26 protein-coding genes are annotated in these 24,164 nt (G+C 69.0%); 10 read left to right on the top strand and 16 right to left on the bottom strand.

Annotated features, from left to right (window positions below; translation table 11 throughout):
* The first annotated feature begins 380 nt into the window (after nucleotides 1–380).
* The 3 genes from WBA97_RS05660 to WBA97_RS05650 all read left to right on the top strand — a co-directional run bounded on the left by WBA97_RS05660 (nucleotide 381) and on the right by WBA97_RS05650 (nucleotide 4,395).
* Nucleotides 381–1,472 carry an FAD-dependent monooxygenase gene (locus WBA97_RS05660; protein WP_424229618.1) on the top strand — a complete coding sequence of 364 codons (1,092 nt, stop codon included), beginning with the start codon at nucleotides 381–383 and terminating at the stop codon, nucleotides 1,470–1,472.
* Nucleotides 1,473–1,616: 144 nt separating this feature from the next.
* A complete protein-coding gene (locus tag WBA97_RS05655; RefSeq protein ID WP_424229617.1) occupies nucleotides 1,617–3,215 on the top strand; it encodes an alpha/beta hydrolase in 1,599 nt (532 codons plus the stop codon).
* 151 nt (nucleotides 3,216–3,366) lie between these two features.
* Nucleotides 3,367–4,395 carry an ion channel gene (locus WBA97_RS05650; protein WP_424229616.1) on the top strand — a complete coding sequence of 343 codons (1,029 nt, stop codon included), beginning with the start codon at nucleotides 3,367–3,369 and terminating at the stop codon, nucleotides 4,393–4,395.
* Nucleotides 4,396–4,467: 72 nt separating this feature from the next.
* Here the strand turns inward: WBA97_RS05650 and WBA97_RS05645 are convergent, their stop codons facing one another.
* The 3 genes from WBA97_RS05645 to WBA97_RS05635 form a co-directional block, all read right to left on the bottom strand.
* Nucleotides 4,468–5,529 carry a M48 family metallopeptidase gene (locus WBA97_RS05645; protein ID WP_424229615.1) on the bottom strand — a complete coding sequence of 354 codons (1,062 nt, stop codon included), beginning with the start codon at nucleotides 5,527–5,529 and terminating at the stop codon, nucleotides 4,468–4,470.
* Between the two features lie 156 nt (nucleotides 5,530–5,685).
* On the bottom strand, nucleotides 5,686–6,510 hold the full coding sequence (locus WBA97_RS05640) for a tyrosine-protein phosphatase (protein WP_424229614.1): 825 nt from the start codon (nucleotides 6,508–6,510) through the stop codon (nucleotides 5,686–5,688).
* Nucleotides 6,511–6,605: 95 nt separating this feature from the next.
* Complete coding sequence (locus WBA97_RS05635; protein ID WP_424229613.1) at nucleotides 6,606–7,670, bottom strand: acyltransferase family protein; 1,065 nt, start codon at nucleotides 7,668–7,670, stop codon at nucleotides 6,606–6,608.
* 97 nt (nucleotides 7,671–7,767) lie between these two features.
* Between WBA97_RS05635 and WBA97_RS05630 the strand changes: the two genes are divergently transcribed.
* Nucleotides 7,768–8,316: an AAA family ATPase gene (locus tag WBA97_RS05630; RefSeq protein ID WP_424229612.1), complete on the top strand. Its 549-nt coding sequence runs from the start codon at nucleotides 7,768–7,770 to the stop codon at nucleotides 8,314–8,316.
* Between the two features lie 65 nt (nucleotides 8,317–8,381).
* Nucleotides 8,382–8,756, top strand: coding sequence for a hypothetical protein (locus tag WBA97_RS05625; protein WP_424229611.1), 375 nt, complete (start codon nucleotides 8,382–8,384; stop codon nucleotides 8,754–8,756).
* A gap of 14 nt (nucleotides 8,757–8,770) precedes the next feature.
* Here the strand turns inward: WBA97_RS05625 and WBA97_RS05620 are convergent, their stop codons facing one another.
* The 4 genes from WBA97_RS05620 to WBA97_RS05605 all read right to left on the bottom strand — a co-directional run bounded on the left by WBA97_RS05620 (nucleotide 8,771) and on the right by WBA97_RS05605 (nucleotide 12,883).
* Nucleotides 8,771–9,028: a hypothetical protein gene (locus tag WBA97_RS05620; protein WP_424229610.1), complete on the bottom strand. Its 258-nt coding sequence runs from the start codon at nucleotides 9,026–9,028 to the stop codon at nucleotides 8,771–8,773.
* 111 nt (nucleotides 9,029–9,139) lie between these two features.
* Nucleotides 9,140–10,246 carry an RICIN domain-containing protein gene (locus WBA97_RS05615; RefSeq protein WP_424229609.1) on the bottom strand — a complete coding sequence of 369 codons (1,107 nt, stop codon included), beginning with the start codon at nucleotides 10,244–10,246 and terminating at the stop codon, nucleotides 9,140–9,142.
* 202 nt (nucleotides 10,247–10,448) lie between these two features.
* Nucleotides 10,449–11,435 (bottom strand): o-succinylbenzoate synthase, encoded by a 987-nt coding sequence (locus tag WBA97_RS05610; RefSeq protein WP_424229608.1) that lies wholly within the window; start codon nucleotides 11,433–11,435, stop codon nucleotides 10,449–10,451.
* Nucleotides 11,432–12,883 carry a hypothetical protein gene (locus tag WBA97_RS05605; protein ID WP_424229607.1) on the bottom strand — a complete coding sequence of 484 codons (1,452 nt, stop codon included), beginning with the start codon at nucleotides 12,881–12,883 and terminating at the stop codon, nucleotides 11,432–11,434. The genes WBA97_RS05610 and WBA97_RS05605 overlap by 4 nt, the downstream gene beginning before the upstream one ends.
* A 219-nt stretch (nucleotides 12,884–13,102) precedes the next feature.
* Between WBA97_RS05605 and WBA97_RS05600 the strand changes: the two genes are divergently transcribed.
* Nucleotides 13,103–13,603 (top strand): hypothetical protein, encoded by a 501-nt coding sequence (locus WBA97_RS05600; RefSeq protein WP_424229606.1) that lies wholly within the window; start codon nucleotides 13,103–13,105, stop codon nucleotides 13,601–13,603.
* Between the two features lie 134 nt (nucleotides 13,604–13,737).
* Here WBA97_RS05600 and WBA97_RS05595 read toward each other — a convergent pair whose 3' ends face one another.
* Complete coding sequence (locus WBA97_RS05595; RefSeq protein ID WP_424229605.1) at nucleotides 13,738–13,878, bottom strand: hypothetical protein; 141 nt, start codon at nucleotides 13,876–13,878, stop codon at nucleotides 13,738–13,740.
* A gap of 38 nt (nucleotides 13,879–13,916) precedes the next feature.
* On the opposite strand from WBA97_RS05595, the gene WBA97_RS05590 reads away from it, so the two are divergent.
* Both WBA97_RS05590 and WBA97_RS05585 read left to right on the top strand, forming a co-directional pair.
* Nucleotides 13,917–14,999 (top strand): radical SAM protein, encoded by a 1,083-nt coding sequence (locus tag WBA97_RS05590; RefSeq protein WP_424229604.1) that lies wholly within the window; start codon nucleotides 13,917–13,919, stop codon nucleotides 14,997–14,999.
* A 35-nt stretch (nucleotides 15,000–15,034) separates the two neighbouring features.
* Nucleotides 15,035–15,565, top strand: coding sequence for a class IV adenylate cyclase (locus WBA97_RS05585; RefSeq protein ID WP_424229603.1), 531 nt, complete (start codon nucleotides 15,035–15,037; stop codon nucleotides 15,563–15,565).
* 192 nt (nucleotides 15,566–15,757) lie between these two features.
* On the opposite strand, the gene WBA97_RS05580 is transcribed toward WBA97_RS05585, so the two are convergent.
* From WBA97_RS05580 to WBA97_RS05550, 7 genes are all read right to left on the bottom strand, one after another.
* Nucleotides 15,758–16,588 (bottom strand): class I SAM-dependent methyltransferase, encoded by an 831-nt coding sequence (locus WBA97_RS05580; protein WP_424229602.1) that lies wholly within the window; start codon nucleotides 16,586–16,588, stop codon nucleotides 15,758–15,760.
* 69 nt (nucleotides 16,589–16,657) lie between these two features.
* The gene (locus tag WBA97_RS05575) at nucleotides 16,658–16,735 is read right to left on the bottom strand and encodes a 50S ribosomal protein bL37 (protein WP_424229620.1); all 78 of its coding nucleotides are present in this window, start codon (nucleotides 16,733–16,735) and stop codon (nucleotides 16,658–16,660) included.
* Between the two features lie 86 nt (nucleotides 16,736–16,821).
* Complete coding sequence (locus WBA97_RS05570; RefSeq protein ID WP_424229601.1) at nucleotides 16,822–18,030, bottom strand: cytochrome P450; 1,209 nt, start codon at nucleotides 18,028–18,030, stop codon at nucleotides 16,822–16,824.
* Complete coding sequence (locus WBA97_RS05565; RefSeq protein ID WP_424229600.1) at nucleotides 18,027–18,632, bottom strand: GTP-binding protein; 606 nt, start codon at nucleotides 18,630–18,632, stop codon at nucleotides 18,027–18,029. Before WBA97_RS05565 ends, WBA97_RS05570 begins: the two co-directional genes overlap by 4 nt.
* The gene (locus WBA97_RS05560) at nucleotides 18,613–18,975 is read right to left on the bottom strand and encodes a DUF742 domain-containing protein (protein WP_424229599.1); all 363 of its coding nucleotides are present in this window, start codon (nucleotides 18,973–18,975) and stop codon (nucleotides 18,613–18,615) included. The genes WBA97_RS05565 and WBA97_RS05560 overlap by 20 nt, the downstream gene beginning before the upstream one ends.
* Entirely contained in the window at nucleotides 18,972–19,385 is a 414-nt protein-coding gene (locus WBA97_RS05555) for a roadblock/LC7 domain-containing protein (RefSeq protein ID WP_424229619.1), read from the bottom strand. The genes WBA97_RS05560 and WBA97_RS05555 overlap by 4 nt, the downstream gene beginning before the upstream one ends.
* A gap of 2 nt (nucleotides 19,386–19,387) precedes the next feature.
* Nucleotides 19,388–20,761, bottom strand: coding sequence for a sensor histidine kinase (locus WBA97_RS05550; RefSeq protein WP_424229598.1), 1,374 nt, complete (start codon nucleotides 20,759–20,761; stop codon nucleotides 19,388–19,390).
* A 165-nt stretch (nucleotides 20,762–20,926) separates the two neighbouring features.
* On the opposite strand from WBA97_RS05550, the gene WBA97_RS05545 reads away from it, so the two are divergent.
* Nucleotides 20,927–22,285, top strand: a complete 1,359-nt coding sequence (locus WBA97_RS05545) for a cytochrome P450 (RefSeq protein WP_424229597.1) — start codon at nucleotides 20,927–20,929, stop codon at nucleotides 22,283–22,285.
* 42 nt (nucleotides 22,286–22,327) lie between these two features.
* Entirely contained in the window at nucleotides 22,328–23,047 is a 720-nt protein-coding gene (locus tag WBA97_RS05540) for a DinB family protein (protein WP_424229596.1), read from the top strand.
* An 18-nt stretch (nucleotides 23,048–23,065) separates the two neighbouring features.
* Here WBA97_RS05540 and WBA97_RS05535 read toward each other — a convergent pair whose 3' ends face one another.
* Nucleotides 23,066–23,908, bottom strand: coding sequence for a class I SAM-dependent methyltransferase (locus WBA97_RS05535; RefSeq protein WP_424229595.1), 843 nt, complete (start codon nucleotides 23,906–23,908; stop codon nucleotides 23,066–23,068).
* Nucleotides 23,909–24,164 lie beyond the last annotated feature (256 nt).

Below are 24,164 nucleotides of genomic sequence, written 5' to 3'. Positions count from 1 at the left end.
TTGCGCTGGTGCGGCTACGTTCCCGGCAGCCGGACGGATCGGTGATCGGCGAGTCCCGGCGAACGTGTCATCTGGTGCCGGTGCCCGAGTCGACGACCATGCCGGAATTCCTGGTTGCGTGTTGCGGACTGCGTATCGGACCGGGGCAGGGCGAGGTTCTGCCCGAGGCGGTGGGCATGCCGTGCGTGCCGTGCCTGTCCCGGTCGTCCTTGCCGCAGTTCTCGATGCTCGCTGCGGAGGAAGGCGGTAGAGACAGGCCGAGCCACCCCGTGGCCCTGTCAGCTTGCGGTGATCGACGGCGCGAACACCCGCCATGCCCAATACTTGGCCATCGCGATGAAGCTATTGAAATTCGATAGGTTTCGAGCGAGACTCGATGCATGACGTTCACCGTGGATGTGCTCGTGGTCGGTGCGGGGCTCGCCGGGCTGCGGACGGCACGCCTGCTCGCATTGCAGGGCTTCGACGTCCTCGTGTGCGAGCGCAGCACGAGCCTCGACGTCGGCATCCGGACCACCGGCATCTTCGTGCGGCGCACGCTCGAGGACTTCGCGTTGCCCGGCCACTGCCTCGGACCCGCGATACGCCGCGTCGTGCTCTACCCACCGTCCCTGCGCACCCCGGTCGAACTGGTCAGCTCACGGGACGAGTTCCGCGTCGCCGACATGGCGGGCATCTACGCGCACGCCCGCACCCAGGCCGAACTGGCGGGCGCGCGGGTACTCCTCGGCGTCCCGTACCCGGCAAGGGAAATCAGCGCGCGCTTCACCATCGGCGCCGACGGTGCCCGGTCGACGGTCGCGCGGCGGCTCGGGCTCGACGTCAACCGGCGGCTGCTCGTCGGCGTCGAGGAGGTGTTCTCCGTCGGCACCGGGGCGGTGCCGACGTTCCACTGCGTGGTCGACCCTCGGCTCGCGCCCGGCTACCTCGCCTGGGTCGTCGACGACGGGCAGCACGCGCACGTCGGCCTCGCGGGACAGTCCGGCAGGCTCGCCGCGCCGCTCCCGCGACTGCTGCGGTCCTTCCGCGCCGGGTTCCCGGACGTGCCGGCACCCACCGGACCGGTACGCCGCCGCGGCGGACCGATACCGGTCGGCGGGGTCCTGCGCCGGATCGCCTGTGCGGAGGGGCTACTCGTCGGCGACGCCGCGGGCGCGGTGTCGCCGCTGACCGCGGGCGGCCTCGACCCGTGCCTGCGCATGTCGCGGCTCGCCGCGGCCGTCGCCGGTGACTACCTGCGCACCGGTGACACCTCGACGTTGCGGCACTACGATGGCGCGGCGATGCGCGCGCACTTCCGCGGCAGGCTCATGCTGCGTGACGCGTTCGCGCGGGTGCGAAGGCCTGCCGCGGCCGAGATCGCGTTCGCCCTGCTGCGCACGGGACCCGGCCGTGCCGCGGCGTCCCGGATCCTTTTCGGTGACGGCTCTTTCCCCGACCCGACGAAGGTCGGCGGCCGAATGTTGCAATGAAAACGCCCAATTCGCCGATACCGGTTGGCGGCCGATTGTGTGAGTGTCGCCCGGTGGGTGGCTCATCGCCACTCCTTACGGGAGCAGAGGAGCGGTCTCGACGTGAGATCCATGCGATCGACGAAACGCGGTGCCGTGCTGGGCATGGCACTTGTGACAGGTGTACTGGGACTCGTGGCGCCCTCGGCGGGCTCGGCCGCCGCGGCCCCATCGGCACAGGCACAGGTCGCGCCCATCGAGTGGGGCGAGTGCGCGGCGGCGGATCTGGCCAACGTCCCACCGGAGGAGCGCGCCAAGTTCAGCTGTGGCAACTACGCGGTGCCGCTGAACCACGAGCGGCCAGGGCAGGGCACGATCAACATCGCGCTGATGAAGCGCGCCGCCAACGACGAGGCGAACCGGGTCGGGGCGGTCTTCCTCAACCCGGGCGGCCCGGGTGGCAGCGGCTACCTGTGGCCGACCACCAGCCGTCTCGACGGGCCGATCCAGGACCGGTTCGACCTGATCGGTTTCGACCCGCGCGGGGTCGGGCGGAGCACGCCACTGCGCTGCTTCGCGACCGATGAGGACGCCGACGCGGTGTTCGGCCGGATGCATCCGCTGCCGGTCACCTCGGCGGAGGAAACCGCGACGCTGAAGGCCAACAAGGACTACGGCAAGTTCTGCAAGCGGTTCGCGGGACCGCTGATCAACCACATGTCCACTGAGGACGTCGCACAGGACCTCGACGTGCTGCGTGCGGCCGCGGGCGAGGACAAGCTGAACTACATCGGCTTCTCCTACGGCACCCTGCTCGGCGCGACCTACGTGAACATGTTCCCGAAGAAGTCGCGGGCGATCATCCTGGACGGCAACGTCGACCCGACGCTGCGGCTGCTCGACGGCGTCGACTACGACCGCCAGCGCACCAACGGTTTCGAGATCTCGCTGGACGCGTTCCTCACCGAGTGCGACAACGTCGGTGCGGCGTGCGCGTACTCCGGTGACGCCAGGACCAAGTGGGACCGGACGCTGGACTACCTGCGCGACACCGGCACGGTCACGCTGCCCGACGGCACCGAGGTCGATGAGGCCCTGCTGGTCGGCACCACCGCCAGCGCGCTCTACGACCCGGGCTCGTTCCCGGCACTGGCCGAGCTGATGCAGGCCGTGTGGGACGCGAGTCACCCCTCCGCGCAGCGCGGGTCGGCCAAGGCCGACCTCGCGGCGGCGAAGCAGCTGATCGCCGGCGCGGGCCGGGCCACCCGGGACGCACCGCCGGACGCGCCGTACACCTCCGACGACTCCTACGCCGCGGTGAACTGCTCGGACAAGCCGTTCAACAACACCCAGCAGGACATGCCCGGGATCGCCGACCGCTGGGAGCGGCAGATGCGCTCCTTCGGCCGCTACCTCGCCTGGGGCGACCCGGCACTGTGCCCGACCTGGCCGGTGAAGAACCCGGACGCGTTCCGCGGCCCGTGGAACACCCGCACCCCGAACCCGGTGCTGGTGGTCGGCAACTACTACGACCCGGCCACGCAGTACGAGTTCGCCAAGCGGATGTCCAAGCAGCTTGGCAACGCCCGGCTGGTCAGCGTCGACTCGTTCGGCCACTGCATCCTGGGCGACAGCGCCTGCGTCGACAAGATCGCCGCCGACTACCTGGTCGACCTTGCCGTCCCCGGCCCTGGCTCCGTCTGCTACCCGGACGTGCGCCCGTTCGACCCGGCCGCCGAGGCGAAGACCGCGCTCGGCAGCTGATCTCTGCCTGAAGAAGAACCGGCCGGCGGGAGCTGATCCCGCCGGCCGGTCCCGTCCCGGCAGGACAGTTGCCGATCACAAAGTTGCCAACCCGCACTCCGCGACGGCCCGGCGGCCGTAGCATCCTGCCATCCAGGTCGGGAGGAGGACGATGCCGTACTTACTGGCACGGTTGCTCGCCCGGTTCACGCTGCTGAGCAGCTGGGCGACGCCGGTCATCGTGGTCGTGGTCGTGTTCGCCACGAGCTGGCCGTTGATGACGCTCGCCGAGCCCGCCGAGAACGCCATCGTCGAGGCGGGCAACTACTGGTGGTACTTCGTGGTCACCGCGTCCACCGTCGGCTACGGCGACCACTACCCGACGACGGCCCTGGGGCACGTGGTCGGCACCTACATCATCGTGGGCGGCATCGCGACGCTCACGACGGTGTTCACCAAGCTGGCCTCGGTGCTCGAGAAAGCGAAGGGACGGCGCATACAGGGAGGTATCACCGTGACCGCGTCCGATCACGTCGTCGTGCTGGGCTACACCCCGGGCCGCACGGACCGCATCATCGGCCAGCTGCTCGCCGAGGACTGCGGCAAGCTGGTGCTCTGCGCCTGGGACGACGTGAGCACACATCCCATGCCGGAGCAGCTCGTCGACTTCGTCCGGGGCGACCTGACAGAGGAGGACGTGTTGCGGCGGGCGGGGGTGGAGCGCGCGCACGCCGTGCTCATCGACGCCCGCGACGACAACGAGGCGCTGGCGATCGCCGTGACCGTCGACCACGTCAACCCGGAGACGCACGTGGTGGTCGCCTTGCGGGACATGGCACGGACGTCGTTGTTGCACTATGTCAGCAGTCGCGTTCACTGCGTGCAGTGGCACACCCCTCGGATGCTCATCGAGGAGCTCACCTCGCCGGGGATCGCCGAGGTCTACTCCGAACTGATGACCCACGGCGGCGCCAGCACGTACACCATCACCCTTCCGGAGTCGGCTGACCCGGTGCTCGTCGAACACTGCCAGACCGCGCTCGGCCGCAGGCACGGCGCGACCCTGCTCGCCGCCCGCGCGGACGGGCGGCTCATCGTGAACCCGGACTGGCAGACGAAACTGCCACCCGGTGCGGTGCTGTACTACATCAGCCCGCACCGACTGACCACCACGGAGATCACGCGGTTGCTCCACGACTGAGCCCGTGCCGCGGGCACGATCGCCGGTGCGGTGCCGACACCAGCACCGGCGATACGCCGCCGGGTGGTTCGGTCAGGACCCGTTTCCGCCGTTGGCGTCCTGCTGCCCCGAGCGGCGGAACCCGCTGAACACCTTGTCGGCCACACCCGACAGCGCACCGCCCACGTCACTGAAAACCTTGACGAGCGGGTCGGTCGAGTTGTTCCACGCGTCCTTGTATGACTTCGCGGCGCCCTGGAAGTCCTCGTTCAGCGGACTGCTCTCGCCCTGCCCGTCACGGCGCTGGTAGTCGCCGGACAGGATGGCCCGGTACTCCCCGGACGCGGCCCAGCGCTGTAGCTGTGCCGCGCGGACGACCGCGAACGGATGCGGCTGGGACTCGACCGCGAGCAGCTTGATGACGCTGTCCCGGATGTCCTCGACCTCCTCGTACTCCTTCGCCTGCTCGAGGAACGACGGGATGTCGATCTGTGTCGCGTCAGTAGCCCCTGCGAGGTACAGGTGCGCGCGCAACGCCGCCCTCGGATCCTGGCCGGCGAGCAGACCGGCCCGGTCGCAGCTCAGTTCCGACTTGCGCTGCCACTCGTGCAGCGCCGCGATGACGGCCCGCAGACCGATCACCCCCAGCGGCACCCACGCGATCGAACGCTGCAACCGAAGCAGCCGGTCGAGCAGCGTCAGCAACACGGCGTGCCCGGACAGCACGTGGCCCATCTCGTGGCCGATGACGAAACGCAGCGCCTCGGTGTCCAGCGCCTCGACCAGACCGGTGGACAGCACGATGAACGGCTCGTCGATCCCCCTGGTCTGCGCGACCGCCCTCGGGTCGCGGGCCACGTAGAGCTTCGGCACGCGCGGCAGGTCCAGAATCCCGGCGGACTCGGTGCGCAGCCGCTCCAGCACCGGGTACTGCGACGGGCCGACCCGCACGTGGGACGCCACCGCCATCAGACGCTCGGCCCGTTCGTTGAACAACGAGTTCAACGTCTTCAGCACATCGCCGACGCCCGGCACGGTGCGCAACGTCGCCATCGCACCCTTGTCGGCCGGATGCTCATAGGCGCGCGGACTGATCCCCGGGAACTGGACACGCGGTGAAGCCTGCCGGACATCGGATTCGGTGGATTCGGTCACGGTTGTCAACCCCTCCTTGCGGTTGACGCCAACGTATCCCGAACCAGCCCACGATCAGGCCCGCCAGAACGCATACCGGGCAAATATCAGGGTTGTCCCCGAGTGGCACTCAGGGTCGACCGCACGCTCCACAGTGGACAGTGCGGATCGGCGAAGTCATACCAGCAGACGGGTTCGCAGAGCGGCGATGGTGGCGTCGTCGAGGCCAAGACCCTGGCGCGCGTATGCCTCCACCGAGCCGTAGAGGTGGTCGACCTCAGCGAACGCCGCACGCAGCCAGCTGAGCTCCACCGCCTTCGGGTTGCCCAGCTTGTCGTTGCTGAGCATGAAGTCGGCCTCCACGGTCGTCCTCGGCACACCGAGAAGACTCAGGAGAACGGCGGTGCCCCAGCCGGTGCGGTCCTTGCCCGCGGTGCAGTGGAACACCATGGCGCCGGAACCGTTGCCCGCGATCGCCCGCAGCAGGTCGCCGAAGGCGTGGTCGGCACCGACGAAGTCGACCATGAACGGGTAGGCGATCGACTGCCCCAGGTTGTCCGACCCGTTGAACAGTCCCGCCGCCAGCGCCTTCAGCAGCGTGACCGTGGCGTTGCCGTGGAAGCGCAGGCCGTGGTCGAGAGACACCACGTCGGCCACCTGGTACCGGGCCCCGGCTGGCACCCGGTCCGGCTCCTCGTAGCGCTCGACGACGTTGCGCAGGTCGACGTCCAGGGTCACGTTCAACTCGCTGAGACGTTGGAGATCGGCGTCGGTGAGCTCGGAGAGCTTGTTGGACCGGTAGACCACACCGGTGCGCACCGTGTGCCCGTCGGCGGTGGCGTAGCCGCCGACGTCGCGGAAGTTCTTGGCGCCGACCAGTTCGACGGCGTTGACAACGGCGCTGCCTGCCTGGACCGGGGTACCCGCCCATGCGGGAGCACCCACACCGCTTGTCACCGCGACCGCTGCCGCGACCACCACGAGCGACCTTCGTACGCGCATCTTGCTTCCCTCCACCACGACCCCGGGCGATATATGAACAATTCCCGCATAAGCCGGATACGTCAACAGTGCGTGACGAACTGTTTGCGGGGAGTTCAACCGACGGGCACGCGGGCATCCGTGTCATGTGGCGACCGGGTGCCCGCCCGCCGCAACGCTCGCGCGACCGGCCGTTCCACGTACCGGTGCACCAACCACGCGAGGAGAACCATCACGCCGGTGACCATGACCACCAGCAACGGGGCCGGGAGGTGCTCCCGCAACAGGCGGAGCATGGTGCCGCCGAGATCCAGGTGCAGCAGGTAGAGCGGGTACGTCGTGGCACCGACGACGACCAGCCAGCGGCCCCGCAGCCGGCTCAGCCCGCCGAGCGCGACGGCCGCGATCAGCAGAAAGCACACCGCCAGCAGCGCGACCGCGGGCCATCTCGGCACGACCTCGCCGGGGTCGGACTCGAGGCCCGCGCGGTACATCACCGCGGGCACGGACAACACGAAGGACGCGACGACGATCCCCCACGACACGAGCGTCGGCCCGAACCGGTGGAGGAGGTAGCACCCGATGCCCCCGGTGAACAGTGGCGCGTAGTCGGTCATCAGCACCTGGTGGACCAGGCTGCCGTCCGCCGCCACCACCTTGGCCGCCGTCACCGCCCCGAGCCACACCACGCAGAAGGTGACCACGCGCCGGTACGTCAAACCCCGCCACACGACCAGTGCGAACAGCAGGTAGAACCGCAGCTCCGCCCACAGGGTCCAGTACACCTCGGCGACCGGTCGCACCCCGAGCGGCTCGTGGAACATGGTGAGGTTGACCAGCGCGCCACTCCCGTCGACGGGGTGGTGGACGTTCGGCCAGACCGTCAGCACGACGACGATGGCGACGACGGAGAACCAGTAGGCCGGATACAGGCGGACCGCCCTGGACAGCAGGAAGGCGCCGACACGGCGTCCCCAGCTGCTCATGCAGATGACGAAGCCGCTGATCAGGAAGAAGAGGTGGACGCCGAGCCAGCCGTAGGCGGCGGGCTGGGCCGGGAAGACCGCGTCGGCCGGGCGGCCCCAGACCCGGTCCATGGCGGTGAAATGGTAGGCGACGACCGCCAGCGCGGCGACGAACCTCAGTCCGTCGAGCACCTCGAGCCGCGGCCGAACCGTCACGACCCACCTCCCTCCCATCACCTCTGCCCAACTACACGGTGAACGGCCGCCGCCGGTTCTGACCCGGCTGCGCCGGGTTGGGCACTAGTGTCGTGAGGTGCCGAGGTTGATCTTGCTCAACGGGCCGCCCGCCTGCGGCAAGTCGACGCTGGCCCAGCGGTATGTCGACGAGCACCCGCTGGCACTGAACCTGGATGTCGATCGGGTCCGGAGCCTGATCGGGCGGTGGCGCGCCGATCCGCCCGCCGCAGGCCTGCTCGCTCGCCGGATCGCACTCGCGGGCGCGCGTGCCCATCTGGTGTCCGGCCACGATGTGGTGGTCCCGCAGTTCCTCGGCAGGGTGACGTTCATCGAACAGCTCGAAGGTCTCGCGGGCGAGGTGGGTGCGGGCTTCCACGAGATCGTGCTGTTCGACAGCTTGGAGAACATCCTGCGGCGCTTCGCCGAGCGCGGCCGTGCGGCCGCCGACCCGCTGCATGTCGAGGCCAAGGAAATGGTGGAGAGCGGCGGCGGGTTCGAGGACCTTTCGGTGATGTACGACCGGTTGCTTTCGGTGCTCTCCGTTCGGCCCGGCGCGCGGATCGTCCATGTCGAAGATGGCGACGTGGAGCTGACCTATCAAACCCTGCTACGCAACCTCGAATGAGCGGTGCGACCCGTTCGGATTGCTTCGCTTCCGCTGTGTTCGGTGTGCATGGCACAGTCCTTGGTGTGTCAGTGGATGACGTGCCGGACTGGCTGCCTGGCTGGTGTGCGGACCAGCTGGGAAGCGAGCCGGTCGGCGTGCTGTTCGAGCGGCGGTCGATATCGGCGGTGTTCGGGCTGCGGCTCGCCAGTGGGCACGACGTCGTGGTGAAGGCGCGGGAGGACGACGGCCGCGCCGAGTCGTGTGTCGCCGCGCAGGCACGGTTGGCGGAGCGGGGATTTCCGTGCGCCCGGCCGATCACGCCCCCCGTCGCCGTCGGTGCGCTTGCCGTGCACGCCGAGGAGGAGTTCGCGCTCGGCAAGGAACGGCTCCGCCGCGCCGTACGGACACACGGCCAGGAACCCAGAACCAACTGGCTCGACCTTCTGGTGCTGCACTGAGGTTCCTGCCTGCCTCAGCTGGATTCGAGGCGTCCCAGTGGGTCGGCGCTCTCCGACAGGGACTTGTGTGCCGCCAACCAGCAGGCGTCCTCGATGTCGAGCGCATGGCGAAGGTAGGCCACGGTGATCCGCTGGATCAGGGCGACTCGTGCCGGGTTCTCGTCCGTTGTCTCCCTGGCCTCGTAGCCGGGGATGCCGCCGAGCGAGTGTTCGGCCCCGAACAGCGTCAGCAGGCTCTTGCCGCCAGGGCTGAGGAAGTACGGGTCGGCCATCCAGTCCGGTCCCCGGACGGTCAGCGGGGAGTCGTCCCGATCCCCCGCTGGTCGGCCTCCTCATCGCGGGACTGCGCCTACCGCGCTGACCGTCACCGGTCCCGATCCGCGTTACCGCCCGGCCCAGCGCTGCGCGCCGGAGCCATTGCACTGGTACAGCTGCACCAGCGTCCCGTTCGCCGTGCCGCTCGACGCCACGTCAAGGCACTTGCCGGAGCCTGCCCCGGCGATCGAACCGTTGGCGTTGAACGTGAACCGCTGGGCGGCGGAGCCGTTGCAGGTCCAGATCTGGATCTTGGTGCCGTTGGCGGTGCCGTTGCCGTTGACATCGAGACAGCGGTCCCCGTACACGCGTAGTTCGCCTGCGGCGGTGCGGCTCCAGCGCTGGTTCGTGCCCGCGTGGCAGTCCCAGATGTGCACCTGCGCGCCCGGGGTGGTGCTGACCCCCGAGACGTCCAGGCAGCGGTTCGACTGTGGGTTGACCAACGACGCGGCCACGCCGACCGGCGGCAGGGCGGGCGTGAGGCTGCCGGGCACCGACTGCAGGGCCGAGTACCAGCGGGCACCCATCTTGTCGTAGCCGGTGGCGTTGGGGTGCACGCCGTCCGCGAGGTCGGCGGTGGTGATCGCCGAGTGCATGTCGACCAGGTGGGTCATCGGGCCCTTCTGGGCGACGATGCCGGGAATCGTGGCGTTGAAGGCGTTCACCCGCGCCGCGAGCGTTGGATCGCTCTCCGGCGTGATCTGGGCGACGAACAACTCGACGACGGGTGCGTTCGCGCGGATCTTGTCGATGAGCGCGGACAGCCGGGCGGGCGCACCAGCGACGTCGTAGTTCTGGTTCATGTCGTTGGTGCCGATGTGCAGCAGGATCGTGCGTGGCGTGTAGGCCTGCAACCAGGCGACGATGTTCGCGTCGAGCTGGTCGATCCGCCACCCCGAGTGGCCCTCGTGGTCGTGGTCGCCGAGCGTGCCCGGCCCGTTGAACCCCGACCCGACGAAGTCGACCGTGTACCCGCCACCCGCCATGCGCTGCCACAGGTTGATCCGGTAGCCGCCGGGCACGTTGAAGCCGTCGGTGATGGAGTCGCCGAGCGGCATGACGCGCACACCGCCGTTCGACTCGGCCGCCACGGGCGCGGCCGAGGTAACCCCAAGGCCGAGGCCGAGAACCAGTGTGAGCGCGGCGGTACCCAGCCGCCGGAGAGTCCACCGCATGCCTGATCTCCTCGCCGTCGAGTTGCCCAGGATTCGTCCTGATTCAAGAAAAATGACGGTGGCACGTCAATGTCAAGACCTTCACGGGATCATGTCTCGTGTTTAGTCCACTCGATCAGCTCGTCCGGTAGTCACCGGGGCGAAGTCTCCTCCCCCCAACCCGAAGGCCATACCGGCACCCGGCAGCGGGAAAGGCTACGACTCAGCTGGACGTGAATACAGCGTGGACGCGCGTCAGCCGGTCACGCCACCACGCCGCTTGCCGGGCGTCGGTCAGCTCGTAGGTGTCGAGCCGAGCCAGATCTGGCGTTGGTGGAGTGCGCAGGACCGGGAGGTAACCGTCGACCGGGCGCAGGGACTCGGCATCGGCGACGACATCGCCGTCCAGCAGGGACAGCGTGCCGAGTCCGCAGGCAAAGTCGAGTTCGGGCAGTGCCCCGGCGAGCGCGAGTTGTGCTGCGAGTCCGACGCTGGTTTCCAGCGCGGAGGACACAACACACGGCAGGCCTGCCGCTTCCGCGACCTCGAGCGAGCGGCGCACTCCGCCGAGCGGCGTGCATTTGATGACCGCGATGTCGGCTGCCCCAGCCACCGCGACGCGCAACGGGTCCTCGGCACGCCGGATGGACTCGTCCGCGGCGATGCGCACATCCACTTGGCGGCGGACGGCGGCCAGTTCCTCGATGGTGCGGCAGGGTTGCTCGACGTATTCCAGACCACCGGCGGCCTTGTCGAGTTGTCGGATGTGGGACACAGCGGTGTCGACGTCCCACACACCATTGGCGTCGACGCGGACCGCGCCGTCAGGGCCCAGTGCATCCCGAACAGCTTCCACTCTGGCCAGGTCTTCGCTCAGCGACTCGGGATGATCGGCGACCTTCACCTTGGCCGTGCGGCAACCAGAACGTCCAACGATGTCGTGCGCTTGCTCGGGACCGACCGCCGGAACCGTGCAGTTGATCGGGATCCGGTCGCGCACCGGCTCAGGCCAGCCCACGGTGCACTGTTCTACGGCGGTGGCCAGCCAGGATGCCGAAACGTGGTCGTCGTAGTCGGCGAACGGGCAGAATTCGCCCCACCCGGCAGGGCCTTCGATCAGCATCCCCTCGCGGACCGTGATACCGCGGAACCGGGCAGGCATGGGAATGGCGTAGATGCGAGCGGCATCGAAGTTGATATCGCTGGTCATTCGGCGGTCAGGTCCTCGTCTCGGCGAGCGCGGTTGCGGCTGAGCACGTTGGTGATCCGTTCGTCCAACTCGCCGAGGCACAGCGAGCTGTCACGCAGGGGGCGGACCCGGCGCTGCAACGTACGCAGCCGGTCAAGCGTGCGGGTGGAACTGACCTCGGCGGCCGTGCGCACCGCATCACGTCCAAGCGCAGCGGCGTGTTCGTAGTCCTGCCCGACGAGGTGGGCAATGGCGAGGTCGGTCTGGACAAAGCAGCGGCTACGGACCCGCCATGGTTCGTAAGCGTCCATCGCATGGGAGATCAGCTGGGTCGCGCGCTCTGGTTCGCCAACGTCGCGCAGGCAGCGGCCAAGATCGGCGGCCAGCTCGGCCTCGGTATAGAAACCCAGCCAGCCGGGTTCGTCAGCGGGCTGGGCACGTTCGTAGTGCTGCTCGGCTTCTCGCACCGCGGCGCGGGTCTCGTTGGCGTCCCCGAGCAGCGCATGCCCGCGTGCCTCGACCGCATGCAGGAGCGTCGACAGGACCGGGGTGGCCTTGCCGTTGGCGACGCCGTGACCAGCGCGGGCCAGCGCGATGGCTTGGCGAGCATGACGCAAGCGGTCGTGCTCGGTGATGGCGCCGTGGCCGATCTGCACGGTGAGACGGCTCATGTGGGAGAGCACGTTGGCGGCATAGAGCCGGTCTCCAGCGCTCATGGCCATGTTGAGGGTTTGGATGTAGTAGCGCTGGGCGAGGGAATGGCGGCCGATGTCGGCGGCCATCGAACCGGCGAGCCAGGAGGCTTGAGCTACCGCACCGAGCAGTGCCTTCCCGGTTTTCTCCGAGTAGGTGCCGTGCATGACGGTGCTGGCCTCGCGGTGCAGCAGCTGCACGACTTGCTCGCGGACGCGACCTGATCCGTACCGGTGATCGAGGCGGCGGAGATGGGCGATGTTCTCGGTGATGATTTCGACATCAGGCATCCCGATGCGCTGCCCCGCGACCCGTGCGGTGCTGTCGGCCGGCGGCACTGTGAGGGCGAAGAGGGCGGGTTCGGAGAAGGCGGCTGCCGTGAAGGCAGATCCCAGCAGGAACTTGCGCCGCTCCATGTCCCGTCCCGACAACTCAACAACCGTACGTACCGTGCCAGCCAGTGTGCCTGAACACTGGAGGCCGTCGTAACGATCATCGGCTGCCGGAGTCCGGTCGGCAAACCCGCACTCGGTGACACTGATCTCACGGCGGAGCTGCCGGGAGAGCACCTTGGCGACCAACCGGGGCAACGGCCAACGCGGCTGGGCCCCATCGAGCATCCGCTTGACCGAGGTCGTGTTCGTACCGACGTGGACGCCTTCCTCCGCGCCCGCCGTGACCACGGCACGCGCCAGGGCGGCGTTGCTCATGTCCGCTTCGTCCAGCAACGCGCGCAGCGCCACGTTGCTGTCGCCTTGCTGGCCGTCGCGGCCCATCCCCGGTCACATCCTGCGTGTTCGCTCTTTAGCTGGCTGTAGCCGATCGTGGCGTAACGGTCAGTGTCTGTGAAGCCTCCACGACGAAGTGGGACCCAAGTGGGACCCCCGGCTCGCAAGCGGTGGCAGTGCTACGCGCCCAAGACTGCCGCAGGGATGAGCTGGGCGTTTGTCTTGTGGTGACGGATCGCTAACCCACCGTTGCCAGGGAGGCAGACCATGAGCGCATCGACGATCGGCCGTGTCGACAACGAGGATCAACCGGAGCCGCTGTCGCCGACTTGCATCCTGGCGGTGATGGCCCTGCGCTACGCCCAGTGGGGATGGCTGACCCGCCTGGCCGGGGACCGATTGCTGCTGACCACCGACGATCGCATCAGCGCCGTGGAACTGCCGTCCGCGCTGGGCAGCGTCGTCCAGCACTTCCTCCGCATACGAATGCTGGCGGGACCGGCGGTCCGCCTTCCCGGCAAGCCCAGTCGTTGGCTGCTGTTGACACAGTCCGCCCAAGCGGCCACACCGGTCGGCCTCGCCCAACTGCATGACTGCGGCGCAGTGACGCACAGCGGTGGCACGCTGGTCCCCCTGCCACCCAGTCGTCTGGAGACCGGTGTCGCGAGCTGGCAGGTCCCACCGGCGATGGACGGACCGTCATTGCCGCCCTTCTCCGCCGTCGTCGCGGCCATTCGGACCACGACCGAGACGGCGGGCCTGCGATGACGCGCCCTGCGCGAGGAGACGGGCACGCACGCGATGTGCATCTGTGACTGGCAACTCCTCGCGGTAACCGTCGTGCTCACACTCATGATCATCGGTTACGGCGAGATCGAGAGCCGTCGACGCAGCCGCGCGAATCAACTCACCACGCAGCGCCATCCAGCAGCGCACTGCCCACCGGCGAACCGCGCGGCGGGCACCGGCCCATCCGACGAGGCCAGCACCGAGCCGTTCCGCTCCCACTCCGGCGAGATCACTGACACGACCAGAGCTCTCACGGCTCGCTCCCCATCGACCAATAGAGGGTCAGTTGCAAATGCACATAATCGGCATCCCGGTCCATGTCGAGATGGACGTCACGCTGCGAGTGAAGATCCATGACCCGTGCGGCCTGACCTGCACTTTCTGTCATAACGAAGGCACACCAGTCGTCGCGGACAACGTTCGCAGGACGCTCGACGACTACACGCCGACCGGCCGCAGCGGCCGCGTATCGATCTACGCCGCGACCAACGGAGCGGCCTTCCTGCCAGCCGCGATCCCCGCCGACGAGGAGTTCGCCGCGGCGCTGACCGCGTTACGACACACGTTGGGCCTCACCGAACTGCACCTGACCGGCGGCGAACCGACCCTGCATCCCCACGTGGCGGAGCTGACGAAGATCGCCACCGACGCCGGGTTCACGGTCGGGATGACATCCAACGGCGAGCGTGGCGGTCGGACCCTCCCCGCCTGCGCAGCGGCGGGCCTCGATCGGGTGAACTTCTCGGTCTTCGGCACCACAGCCAAGGAACTCGCTGAGGTCCAACATGCCCGCTACCGCGCCGCCGCGCGAGCCCAACGCAAGATCGACGCGCTGAAACGCTCAATCGCCGTGTGCGAAGCGCACGGGGTGAAGGCCAGCGCCAACATCGTCGTACTCGACCACAGCCACGCGGCGCGGGTGCACCGGTTGCTGGACGAGTACTCGCCGCACCTGACCGTGCGCCTGCTCAACTCCCTCGACCACGGCGCGGCGTCCATCGACGCCATCGAACGCATCCTGGCCGAACGCGGCGCGGTGCCCGAGGCCCACTACCTCACCGCAGGCGTCTCCGGCGCCCGCACGGCCTACCGACTCCCTGACGGGCGACGGGTGTTCTTCAAGCAGATCCGGCCCGTGCGACTCCCCCAAACATGCGCCGGATGCCGCTTCAACAACGGCACCGACTGCCAGGAAGGCTTCTACGGCGTCCGGCTCTACCACGACCGAACCGGCCGCTACCAGGTCGGCGTCTGCATCCAGCGCATGGATCTGTGCCTACCACTCGACGAGTTCCTCACCAGCCGACTGTGCGCCGAGATCCGCGAACTACGAGAGACCGAGTACCGCCAGCTCACCGAACGCCAAGCCGGATAACGTCAACACCAATCACCTTCGGAAGGAGCCTCGCAGTGCCCATCGAGCACGAAGCCAAGATCCTCGACATCGACCCCGCCACCATGGAACGCCTGATCATGGACAAGGGCGGCCAGAAACTCGGCGAACGGTTCATGCGCCGCTACGTCTACGACATCACCCTCGGCGACGAGTCCAAGTGGATCAGGCTCCGCGACACCGGCGACGAGACCACGCTGACCGTCAAGCAGATCACCAGCGACGCCATCGACGGCACCCACGAGATCGAAGTCGGCGTCGACGACTTCGCGGCCACCAATGCACTGCTCGGTGCACTCGGCTTTACCGCGAAGTCCTACCAGGAGACCAAACGCACCAGCTTCATCCTCGACGGCGCACAGGTCGAGATCGACACCTGGCCCCAGATCCCGCCCTACCTGGAGATCGAAGCCGGATCCAAGGACGAAGTAGTGCGCATCGCAGCCCTGCTTGGCTACACCGAGAACGACCTGACCGGCGAAAACACCATCAAGATCTACGCCCGATACGGCATCGACCTCAACACTATTCGGGAACTGCGCTTCTGACCAACACCGTCAGCGACGCTTCAAGCCGCCAGACTGCGACACCTACATATGCTGAGCCAGAAGGAACTCGCAGAGAGTGTGTCCATGACCGCACCTCCATTACAAAATCGAGGCCGGACAACAATCAGCACCGCATCTTTCCGAGTCAGGCCCTCCACAGCCTCCGTCCACACACATCATCATCACTGCGTTTCAGGGCATTGAATCGCCCAGCTGACCAGCGGAAACGACTTTGCCTGAGCCATGGGGGCGGTGGGCGGTGACGAGCCAGGCGCTGGACTCGAACCAGACGCCGTCGGTACGCAGGTGGTCCGCCAGTGTCTCGCGCAGCCTGCCGAGTGCCTGGTCGGCCGAGGGTGGAGCCAGTCGCGCCAATGCCTGCTTCGTGCTGGTGAAGCCGCACACCCAGGCGAGGGCGGTCTCCGTGTCGGGGCCGTAGTAGACGGGTTGCCGGACCTCGGCGAAGGTCACGTCGGTGAACCCCGCCGCGTGCAGCAGCGCGGTCACGGACGTCGGATCGGCCAGGGAGAACGGGTCGGGGCCCCCGGTCGCCGTCCCGTCGTGCGCGCCAAGGGCCTGGTCGATGGCGACCACCCATTCGTTGTGCGCTCTGGCCTGCCAGACCATCATCACCAGCCGCCCGGCGGGGCGCAGCGCCCGGCCGATGTTGGTGAACGCGGCGACGGGATCGCCGAAGAACATGGTGCCGAACCTGCTGATGGCGAGGTCGAAACCATGGTCGGGAAAGGGGTGCACCTGAGCGTCGGTGCACTCGAAGACGATGTTGCGCGGTCCGTCTTCGCCGGCCAGTCTTCTGGCCGCCGCGATGGCGGGCGGGGACAGATCGACCCCGAGCGTGCTGCCGGTCACGGCCAGGTCGGCGGCCTGGCGAGTCGTCTGGCCGGTCCCGCAACCGATGTCGAGAACGTGGTCGCCGGGGCGGACGTCACAGGCCGGGCGCAGGACCTCGTTGTAGAGCCGGAGCTCGGCGTCGTAGTCGACAGCGCCATGCGCCGCCGTCATCGCTTCGCCACGAGCGCCTCGGGCCAGGAGCACGCTGCCTGGCCCGTGCGCAACCGTGCCGGCGGGCTCTCAGTTGCCGTTCGGGCGCTTGCCGTGGTTCGCGCCCTTCTTGCGGCGGGTGGCCCTTTTGCTGGTGCGCTTGGACATCGTGTGCTCCGTCCGGTTCGTGCGGCCAGCTTCCGGCCACGACTATTAGGGGGAACGGTACTCCCCCGGAGTTGATCGTAGCCGCCTCAGGGCACGTAGGTCGGGGTGAAGGTCACCGGGAGCCTGCGCAGGCCTCGGGTCCACACCGACGGCCGCCATTCGAGGGCGTCGGACAGCACCAGGTCCGGCAACCGGTCGATCAGCACCTCGACGCTCGACTTCGCGATGATCTCGGCGAGCTCCGGTGCCGGGTAGGGGCAGCCGTGTTCGCCGTGGCCGAACGACATCATCGCCCGGTTGCCCACGGCGCCCTCCGCGGGCCTGACCTGCGGATCCGCGTTGGCGGCGGCCAGACCGAGCACCAGAAGGTCGCCGGTGCGGATTCGCTGCCCGCCGAGCCGGGTGTCGCGGGTGGCGACGCGGCCGAGATAGTTCTGTGTCGGTGTGTCGTGCCACAGCACCTCGTTGAGCGCGTCGCCGACGCTGGCCCGGCCGCCGGACAGCGTGATCGCGAACCGCGTGTCGGTGAGCATCAGGCCGATCGTGTTGCCGATCCAGTTCGTCGTCTGCTGGTGCGCCTGCACGAGCACGACGAGCAGGTCGGAAAGGATCTCCTCGTCGCCGAGGTTCGCGGGGTTGGCCAGCAGGTGCGACGGCACGTCAGAGCCCGGCGTCGCGCGCTTGTGGTCGACGAGCCGCTGCATCTCCTCCTGCAGCCGCCCGTACACGGCCATCTGGTTCGTCATCGACGAGTCCAGCGCGCCCATCACGTCGTCGACCAGCATCCGCGCCTCCGACTCCGGCACCCCGCACATCATCGCGGCGGCACGCAGCGGGATCCGCGACGCGTACTGGCTCATCAGCTCGGCCTCGCCCGCACCGGCGAACCGGTCGATCATCTGGTCGGCGATCCGCTCGCACAGGCTCGCCAGCTCGAACTGGTCCACCGACGCCAGCGCGTCGGAGAGCGCGCCCGCACGCCTGCGGTGGTCCGGGCCCTCGGTGAACATCACCGACGGGTTGTGCACCAGCTGCGGCAGCAGCGACCAGTCGTCCGGCACGGTCTCCCACGCGTTCCACCGCCGCGTGTCCCGCGCGAACAGCGTGGCGTCGGAGGTGACCTGGTGCAGCTCCCGGTACCCGCACACGAACCACGCCGGGATGTCGCCCTCCAGCAGCACCGGCGCGACCGGCCCGTGCTTCTCGCGGATCTGCTCGTACGCCCCGGCCGGATCCGTGCGGTAGTCCTCCCCGTACAGCGGAACCGCTTCGGCGCGGCGCGCGATGTCGGTCATGATGAGACGGCCTCTCTGGCGGTGCTGAGGGCGTAGAGGTGGTCCACCAGGGTGATCAGCACCTTCTTGGCCGAGGCGCGGTCGCGGGCGTCGCAGTCGATCAGTGGCACGTCGGCGGGCAGCGACAACGCCTCGCGCACGTCGTCGAGACTGTGCGCGGTGCCAGGGAAGTTGTTGCGCGCCACGATGAACGGCGTCTGGTGGTGTTCGAGGCGGTCGATGGCGTACCAGGAGTCGGACAGGCGTCTGGTGTCCACGAGGACGACCGCGCCGAGCGTGCCGGAGAACAGCCGGTCCCACAGGAACCAGAACCGCTCCTGGCCCGGTGCGCCGAACAGGTAGAGCACCATCTGTTCGTTCAGGCTGATGCGGCCGAAGTCGAACGCGACGGTCGTGGTGGTCTTGCCGTCGACGGCGCTCGGGTCGTCGACACCCAGACCCGCCTGGGTCATCGTCTCCTCGGTGGACAGCGGCCGGATCTCGCTCACCGCACGGACCATGGTGGTCTTGCCGACCCCGAACCCACCGACGATCACGATCTTCAGGCCCTCGGCCGCCGTGCTGGCCAGCGGCGTGCGGCTCTCAGAGCTTGTGGAGTCCAACGAGCACCTTCTTCAGCGTGGCGGCGTCGGGCAGCTGCGTGCTTGCGCGCGTCGACGACGACGGGTGGCGGGCGGTGATCTTGCCGTCGCGCAGCAGGTCGGACAGGAGGATCTTCACCACGCCGACGGGCAGTCCGAGGTCGGCGGAGATCTCCACGATGGCGACGGGGGTGCGGCTGGCGCGGAGGATCCTGGCATGCTCGGACTGCATGCCGGGCGCGGGCTCGGCGGCGGCGACGATCAGCGTGACGATGTCGAGGTCGGGCTCGTCGGCGAGGCTGCGCCCACCGGTGACGGTGTAGAGCCGGTCCGGCTCCTCGTTGTCGAGTTCGCGGCGGATCATGCTTGGTGGGTGGGCTCTGACTGGCGCGGCGGCGCGACCAGGAACGCCCCGATCTGCTCGACCAGCTCGTTCATCCGGTGGCCGATCAACCCGACGTCGGCGTCCTCGCTCGCGAGCACGGCCAGGTGCGCGCCCTCGCCTGCCTCGACGATGAACAGGATGCCGCCGTGGAACTCGGTCATCGAGTGCCGCACCCCGCCGGTGCCGTCCCCGAACTCGACGGAGGCGCCCTGTGACAGCGCCTGCACGCCCGCGGCGATCGCGGACAGCTGGTCGGCCTGGTCGATCGTCAGGCCGGAGGTGTGGCAGAGCTTGAGGCCATCTCTGGACAGCACCAGAGCATGCGTGGCGCCCGCTGTCTGCTCCACCAGGCTCTCCAGCATCCAGGTGAGGTTGGCGTCGGTCGCCATGGTCATCGCGGGTCTTCCTCTCCAGCGGTCTGTTCGGGCGTGGTGGATCGGCGGCCCTGCTGGAAAGCGCTGAAGCGCGCGCCGATGTCGGTACGTTTCCCGGTGCGTTCCACCGGTGTGCGCTTCGCCTCCGTCGCGCGGACGACGGCGGCGAGTGTCTGCCCGCGTGGCCGCTTGGGCAGCACGGGAACCTCGACGGTGGCGTCCTCCGCCGAGGGCGGTGGCGCGTCCAGCACCGCCGTGGCCGTGGCGGACGCCGCGGTGGCCTCCCCCCGGGTCGCCTTGACCGGCTCGGCGGCCTTCGGCGCGACCGCGGCGGGCTCGCCATCGCGCGGGTGGATCACGAGCTGCTGCGGGATCCGCACGACCACGCCGGTGCCGCCGCGCGACGACGGCCGGAAGTACACCTGCAGCTTGTGCTTGCGCGCCAGCGAACCCACGACCACCAGCCCCAGCCGGGTGCCGGGCACCTTCGCGAGGTCAAGCGGCTCGTTCGTCGACACGGCCGCCTCCGCCCGCGCGAGTGCCTGCGGTTTCATGCCGAGGCCGCCGTCCTCGATGGTGACCACGACCCCGGTGTGCAGCTCCTCGACGTAGGCGTGCACCTCCTCCGACGGCGCGGAGAACCGGGTCGCGTTGTCCATGAGCTCGGCGAGCGTGTGCATCACGTCCTCCGCCGCATGGCCGACGACCGCCGCGGTGCTGTTCGAGTGGACCTGGATCCGTTGGTACGCCTGGATCCGGCCCATCGCACCACGCAGGATGGACTCCATCACGATCGGCCTGGTCCAGCGGCGGCCGGAGCGCGCACCGGTCAGCACGGCGATGCTGTCGGCGAGGCGGCCGGTCTGCGCGGTGGCGTGGTCGAGCTTGAGCAGGTCGCCGAGCACGTGCTCGGCGTGCCTGCCCTCCATCTCGCGGAGGTCCGCGAGCATGCTCGTGGCCATGGCCTGCACGCGGCCCGCGGCGTTCGCGCACGCGGCCATCGCGGCCGCCCGATGCCGCTCGCTCACGCCGATCTCCCGCACCACCGCGCCGAGGAGGCGCTTCGGCACGTCTGCCCCCTTCTGTCCCAGCTCGGCGAGGACGGTGTCGGCGGACGCACCGTCACGAACGCGGGCCGCCGCCCACGGCAGGACCTCCTCGACCAGCCGCCCGAGCCCGCGCTCCAGATTCCGCAGCCTGCGTGCCGTCCGCCTTGCGCGGATCGCGCGGTAGGTGGTGAAGGTCAGCGCGATGCACAACCCCAGGGCCAGCGCGCCCGAGGACAGCCCGACGACCATCCGGTCCTCCGCCGGGACCTGGAACGTCACCCACAGCGTCACCCCGGCCGTGACGGCCATGGTGAGCAGAAGGGTGAGCATGACGTCGGTCATCGACCGGTGCTCATGTGGGACGGGCTCTCGTGCTGGCATATCAGTCCTCACGCTGGGCGGCGCACCGAAACGCAAGTACGGAAGATACTGGACCGGGCAAATACCGGGACTTGTTCCGCCAATCGGACCATCCTGGCGAGTTCTGTTCTGGCAGGATCATTGGTCGTGCCGCTTCCCACCCCGCCCGGTCCGGCGAATCCTGTCCGCACGATGCTGAGCTACCAGAAGGCGCCGCTGGCGTTCCTCACCAACGTGCTGGACACCCACGGCGACGTCGCGTCGTTCCGCCTGGCCACCTCCAAGGTCATCCTGCTCCGCCACCCGCACCACATCCGGCGGGTGCTGCAGCAGAAGTCCGGCAACTACGACCGCAGTTCCATGCCGTACAAGATGTCCCGCACCCTGTTCGGGCGTGGTCTCGCCACCGTCGAGGGCGGCGAGGAATGGCGGTCCATGCGGCGCCTGATGCAGCCGTCGTTCCACTACCAGCGCGTCGCGACGATGGCGGAGCACATGCTGGCGGTGATCCAGGCACGCCTCGACCGCTGGGACGAGATGGCCGCCGCGGGCCAGGTCATCGACACCGCACCGGAGATGCGCAGCCTGACGCTGCGGGTCGTCGCGCGGGCGTTGTTCGCGCTGGAGGAGGGCGAGGTCTGCGACCGCTTCGCCGCCGCCATCGACACCGTCGACCACGAGCTGGGCGCGTGGATGCAGTTCCCGCTGCTGCCGCTGTCCGTGCCGACGGCGGGCCACCGGCGGTACTGGGCGAGCCGCACGATCGTCGAGGAGATCATCGACTACGTGATCACCCAGCACATGACCGACCAGGTCGACCGGGGTGACCTCCTGTCGATGCTGATCATGTCGGAGGACGAGGAGACCGGCGCCCGCCTGACCGACGAGCAGCTGCGCGACCAGGTCATGATCATGCTGTGGGCCGGCCACGAGACGGGCGCGAACGTGCTCACCTGGGCGTGGTACCGGCTCGGCAGGCATGCCGAGGTCCAGCAGCGGGTGCTGCGCGAGATCGACGACGAGCTGGACGGCAGGCCGCCGACCCTCGCCGACTGCAGCAAGCTGACCTACACCCGCTCCGTGCTCGACGAGGTACAGCGGATGTACCCGCAGCAGTGGCTGGCGTCGCGGCGGGCGCTCGAGGAGGACGAGATCGGCGGCTTCCGGATCCCCGCTGGCACGGACATCTTCTTCAGCCCGTACCACGCGCACCGGCACCCGGAGTTCTGGGACGACGCCGAGGAGTTCCGCCCGGAACGGTTCACCGCCGACGAGGTCGCGAAACGCGACCGCAGCGCGTACATCCCGTTCGGCTCCGGTCCGCACCTGTGCATCGGCAACCAGTTCGCGATGACCGAGATGCTGCTCGTGCTCGCCGCCACCTTGCAGCGCTACCGCATCGAGCCGGAGTCGCCGGACCCGATCAACCCCCGGCCGCTGCTGACGCTGGGCCCGGAGAAGCCGATCCGCGTCCGCCTGGTCCCCCGCGGCCGGACGTCTGCCTGAGTAACAGGGCGACTGTCGGTGCCCGGATCTAGGGTACGGAGCATGACACGGTACATGGACGAGGATCTGCACGGTGTGGAGTTCCGCGAGTGCGATCTGACCGGGGCGCGGCTGATCGGCGTCGTCATGCAGGATGCCGTGATCGACGGGCTCGTCACCAACCTCGTGGTGAACGGTGTCGAGGTCACCGGGTACGTCGAGGCGGAGCTCGACCGGCGTCACCCGGTGCGGGCGCTGATCCGCTCCGAGGACCCCGCCGAGCTGCGTGCGGCAGCGCGTCGGCTCCATGCCGGCTGGGCCGCCACGATCGAGCGGATCCGCCGTACGCCCGGCATCGAGCGCCGCGGCGTGAACGACGAGTGGTCGGCGGTGCAGACGATGCGCCACCTGGTCTTCGTCCACGACTCGTGGTTCCGCCGCTGCTGTCTTGGCTCGACGGAGCTGTTCACGCCGATGGGCATCGGGACGACCGTCGAGCCCTACCGGGAAGCGCACGGGCTTGACCTCTCACTCGACCCGCCCCTCGACGAGATCGTGAGCGTGCGTGCCGCACAGGCCGCCGAGCTCGAGGCCTGGCTCGACGAGGTCACCGCCGCCCGGCTCGCGGCGCGAGCGCCGGTGCCCGACGACGATGTCTGGCCGCCGTACGCCAGGGGCCGCTCGGTGCGGCAGTGCCTGCGCACGGTGCTCAACGAGACCTTCGAGCACCACCGCTTCTGCGTCCGCGACCTCGACCTGATCGAGGCACAGGACACCGAGTAGGGCGGCTCGCGGCGCCGCTCACCGGGCACCGCGGTCGACGACCCCGACGGCGAGCACGTTGCCCTCGCTGAGGTATGCCCTCGGGTCGTCGAAGGGGTGGCCCGGCCGGTCGGGGTCGAGGAAGGCGTGCCAGTCGCCCGGCGCGCCGAGCCGGATGGCCCTGTCGGCCAGCTGCGCGCAGGACGTCCGGTAGAACCGCTGCGCCGCAAGGGAGAACGGCGCGTGGTGTTCGATGAGGACGGTCCACTGGCGCAGGGCGGTGAGGCCAGCGTCCTCGAGCCACCGGTACAGCTCCCTGGTCCGCAGCAGCTGCCTCGCGTACCCGGACACGGGTGCGGCGAGCCGGAAGAAGTCGGTGAACAGGAACGGATCGCCGGGTCGCGTGGTGATCAGGGTCGCGTCCAGGTCCTTGATCGCGACCAGGCCGCCGTCCCGCACCACCCTGGTCATCTCGGACAGCGCCAGCCGCAGCTCGTCGTCGTCGAGGTACTGCAGGGTGTCGGCACACCACACCGCGTCGAAGGTGCCGTCCGCGTACGGCAGCCGCAGCGGGCTGCCCTGCCGGACATCGACCGGACGCTCCGCATGCCCCGCCTCCGCGTTCCGGACCGAGGGCGGGACGTGCTCGGCGACGAGGCCGACCGAGGACACCTGTCCCAGCGGGCCGACCAGTTCGGTGAGCGCGGGCAGGAAACCGCCGCCACCACAGCCGGCGTCCAGCACGTGCCAGCCCGGCCGGATGCCGACCGCCTGCACCAGGTCGAGGTACTCGCCCTGGCACGCGGCGAAGTGTGCGTCCACGACCGACGACGCGGTGACGTCGAGTCCGGTGGACGGGGCAGGACCCCATGTGGTCGACATGCTACGTCTCCTCCCCCAGGCACGGCCTCAGTGTCCCGCCGTTCGTCGCCGACGCTCCACGCCGAACCGTCACCCTCGATTCTGCTGTGCCGTGAGGTAAAGCGGCGATCTTCGGGCGGACTCCGTTAGCTAGTGGCCCGGCCCAGAACGTTCACCATGTCTCGACCCGCCCACGACGCGCCTGGACGGGTTGCCGGAACGGCCGAGTACACCCAGTACGCGCGCCGTCCCGTCGCCCCGCCCAGCCACGCCGTGG

The organism is Actinophytocola sp., assembly GCF_049647105.1.
Classification (GTDB): Bacteria; Actinomycetota; Actinomycetes; order Mycobacteriales; family Pseudonocardiaceae; genus Actinophytocola.
This window is presented reverse-complemented; position numbering and strand designations above follow the sequence as displayed.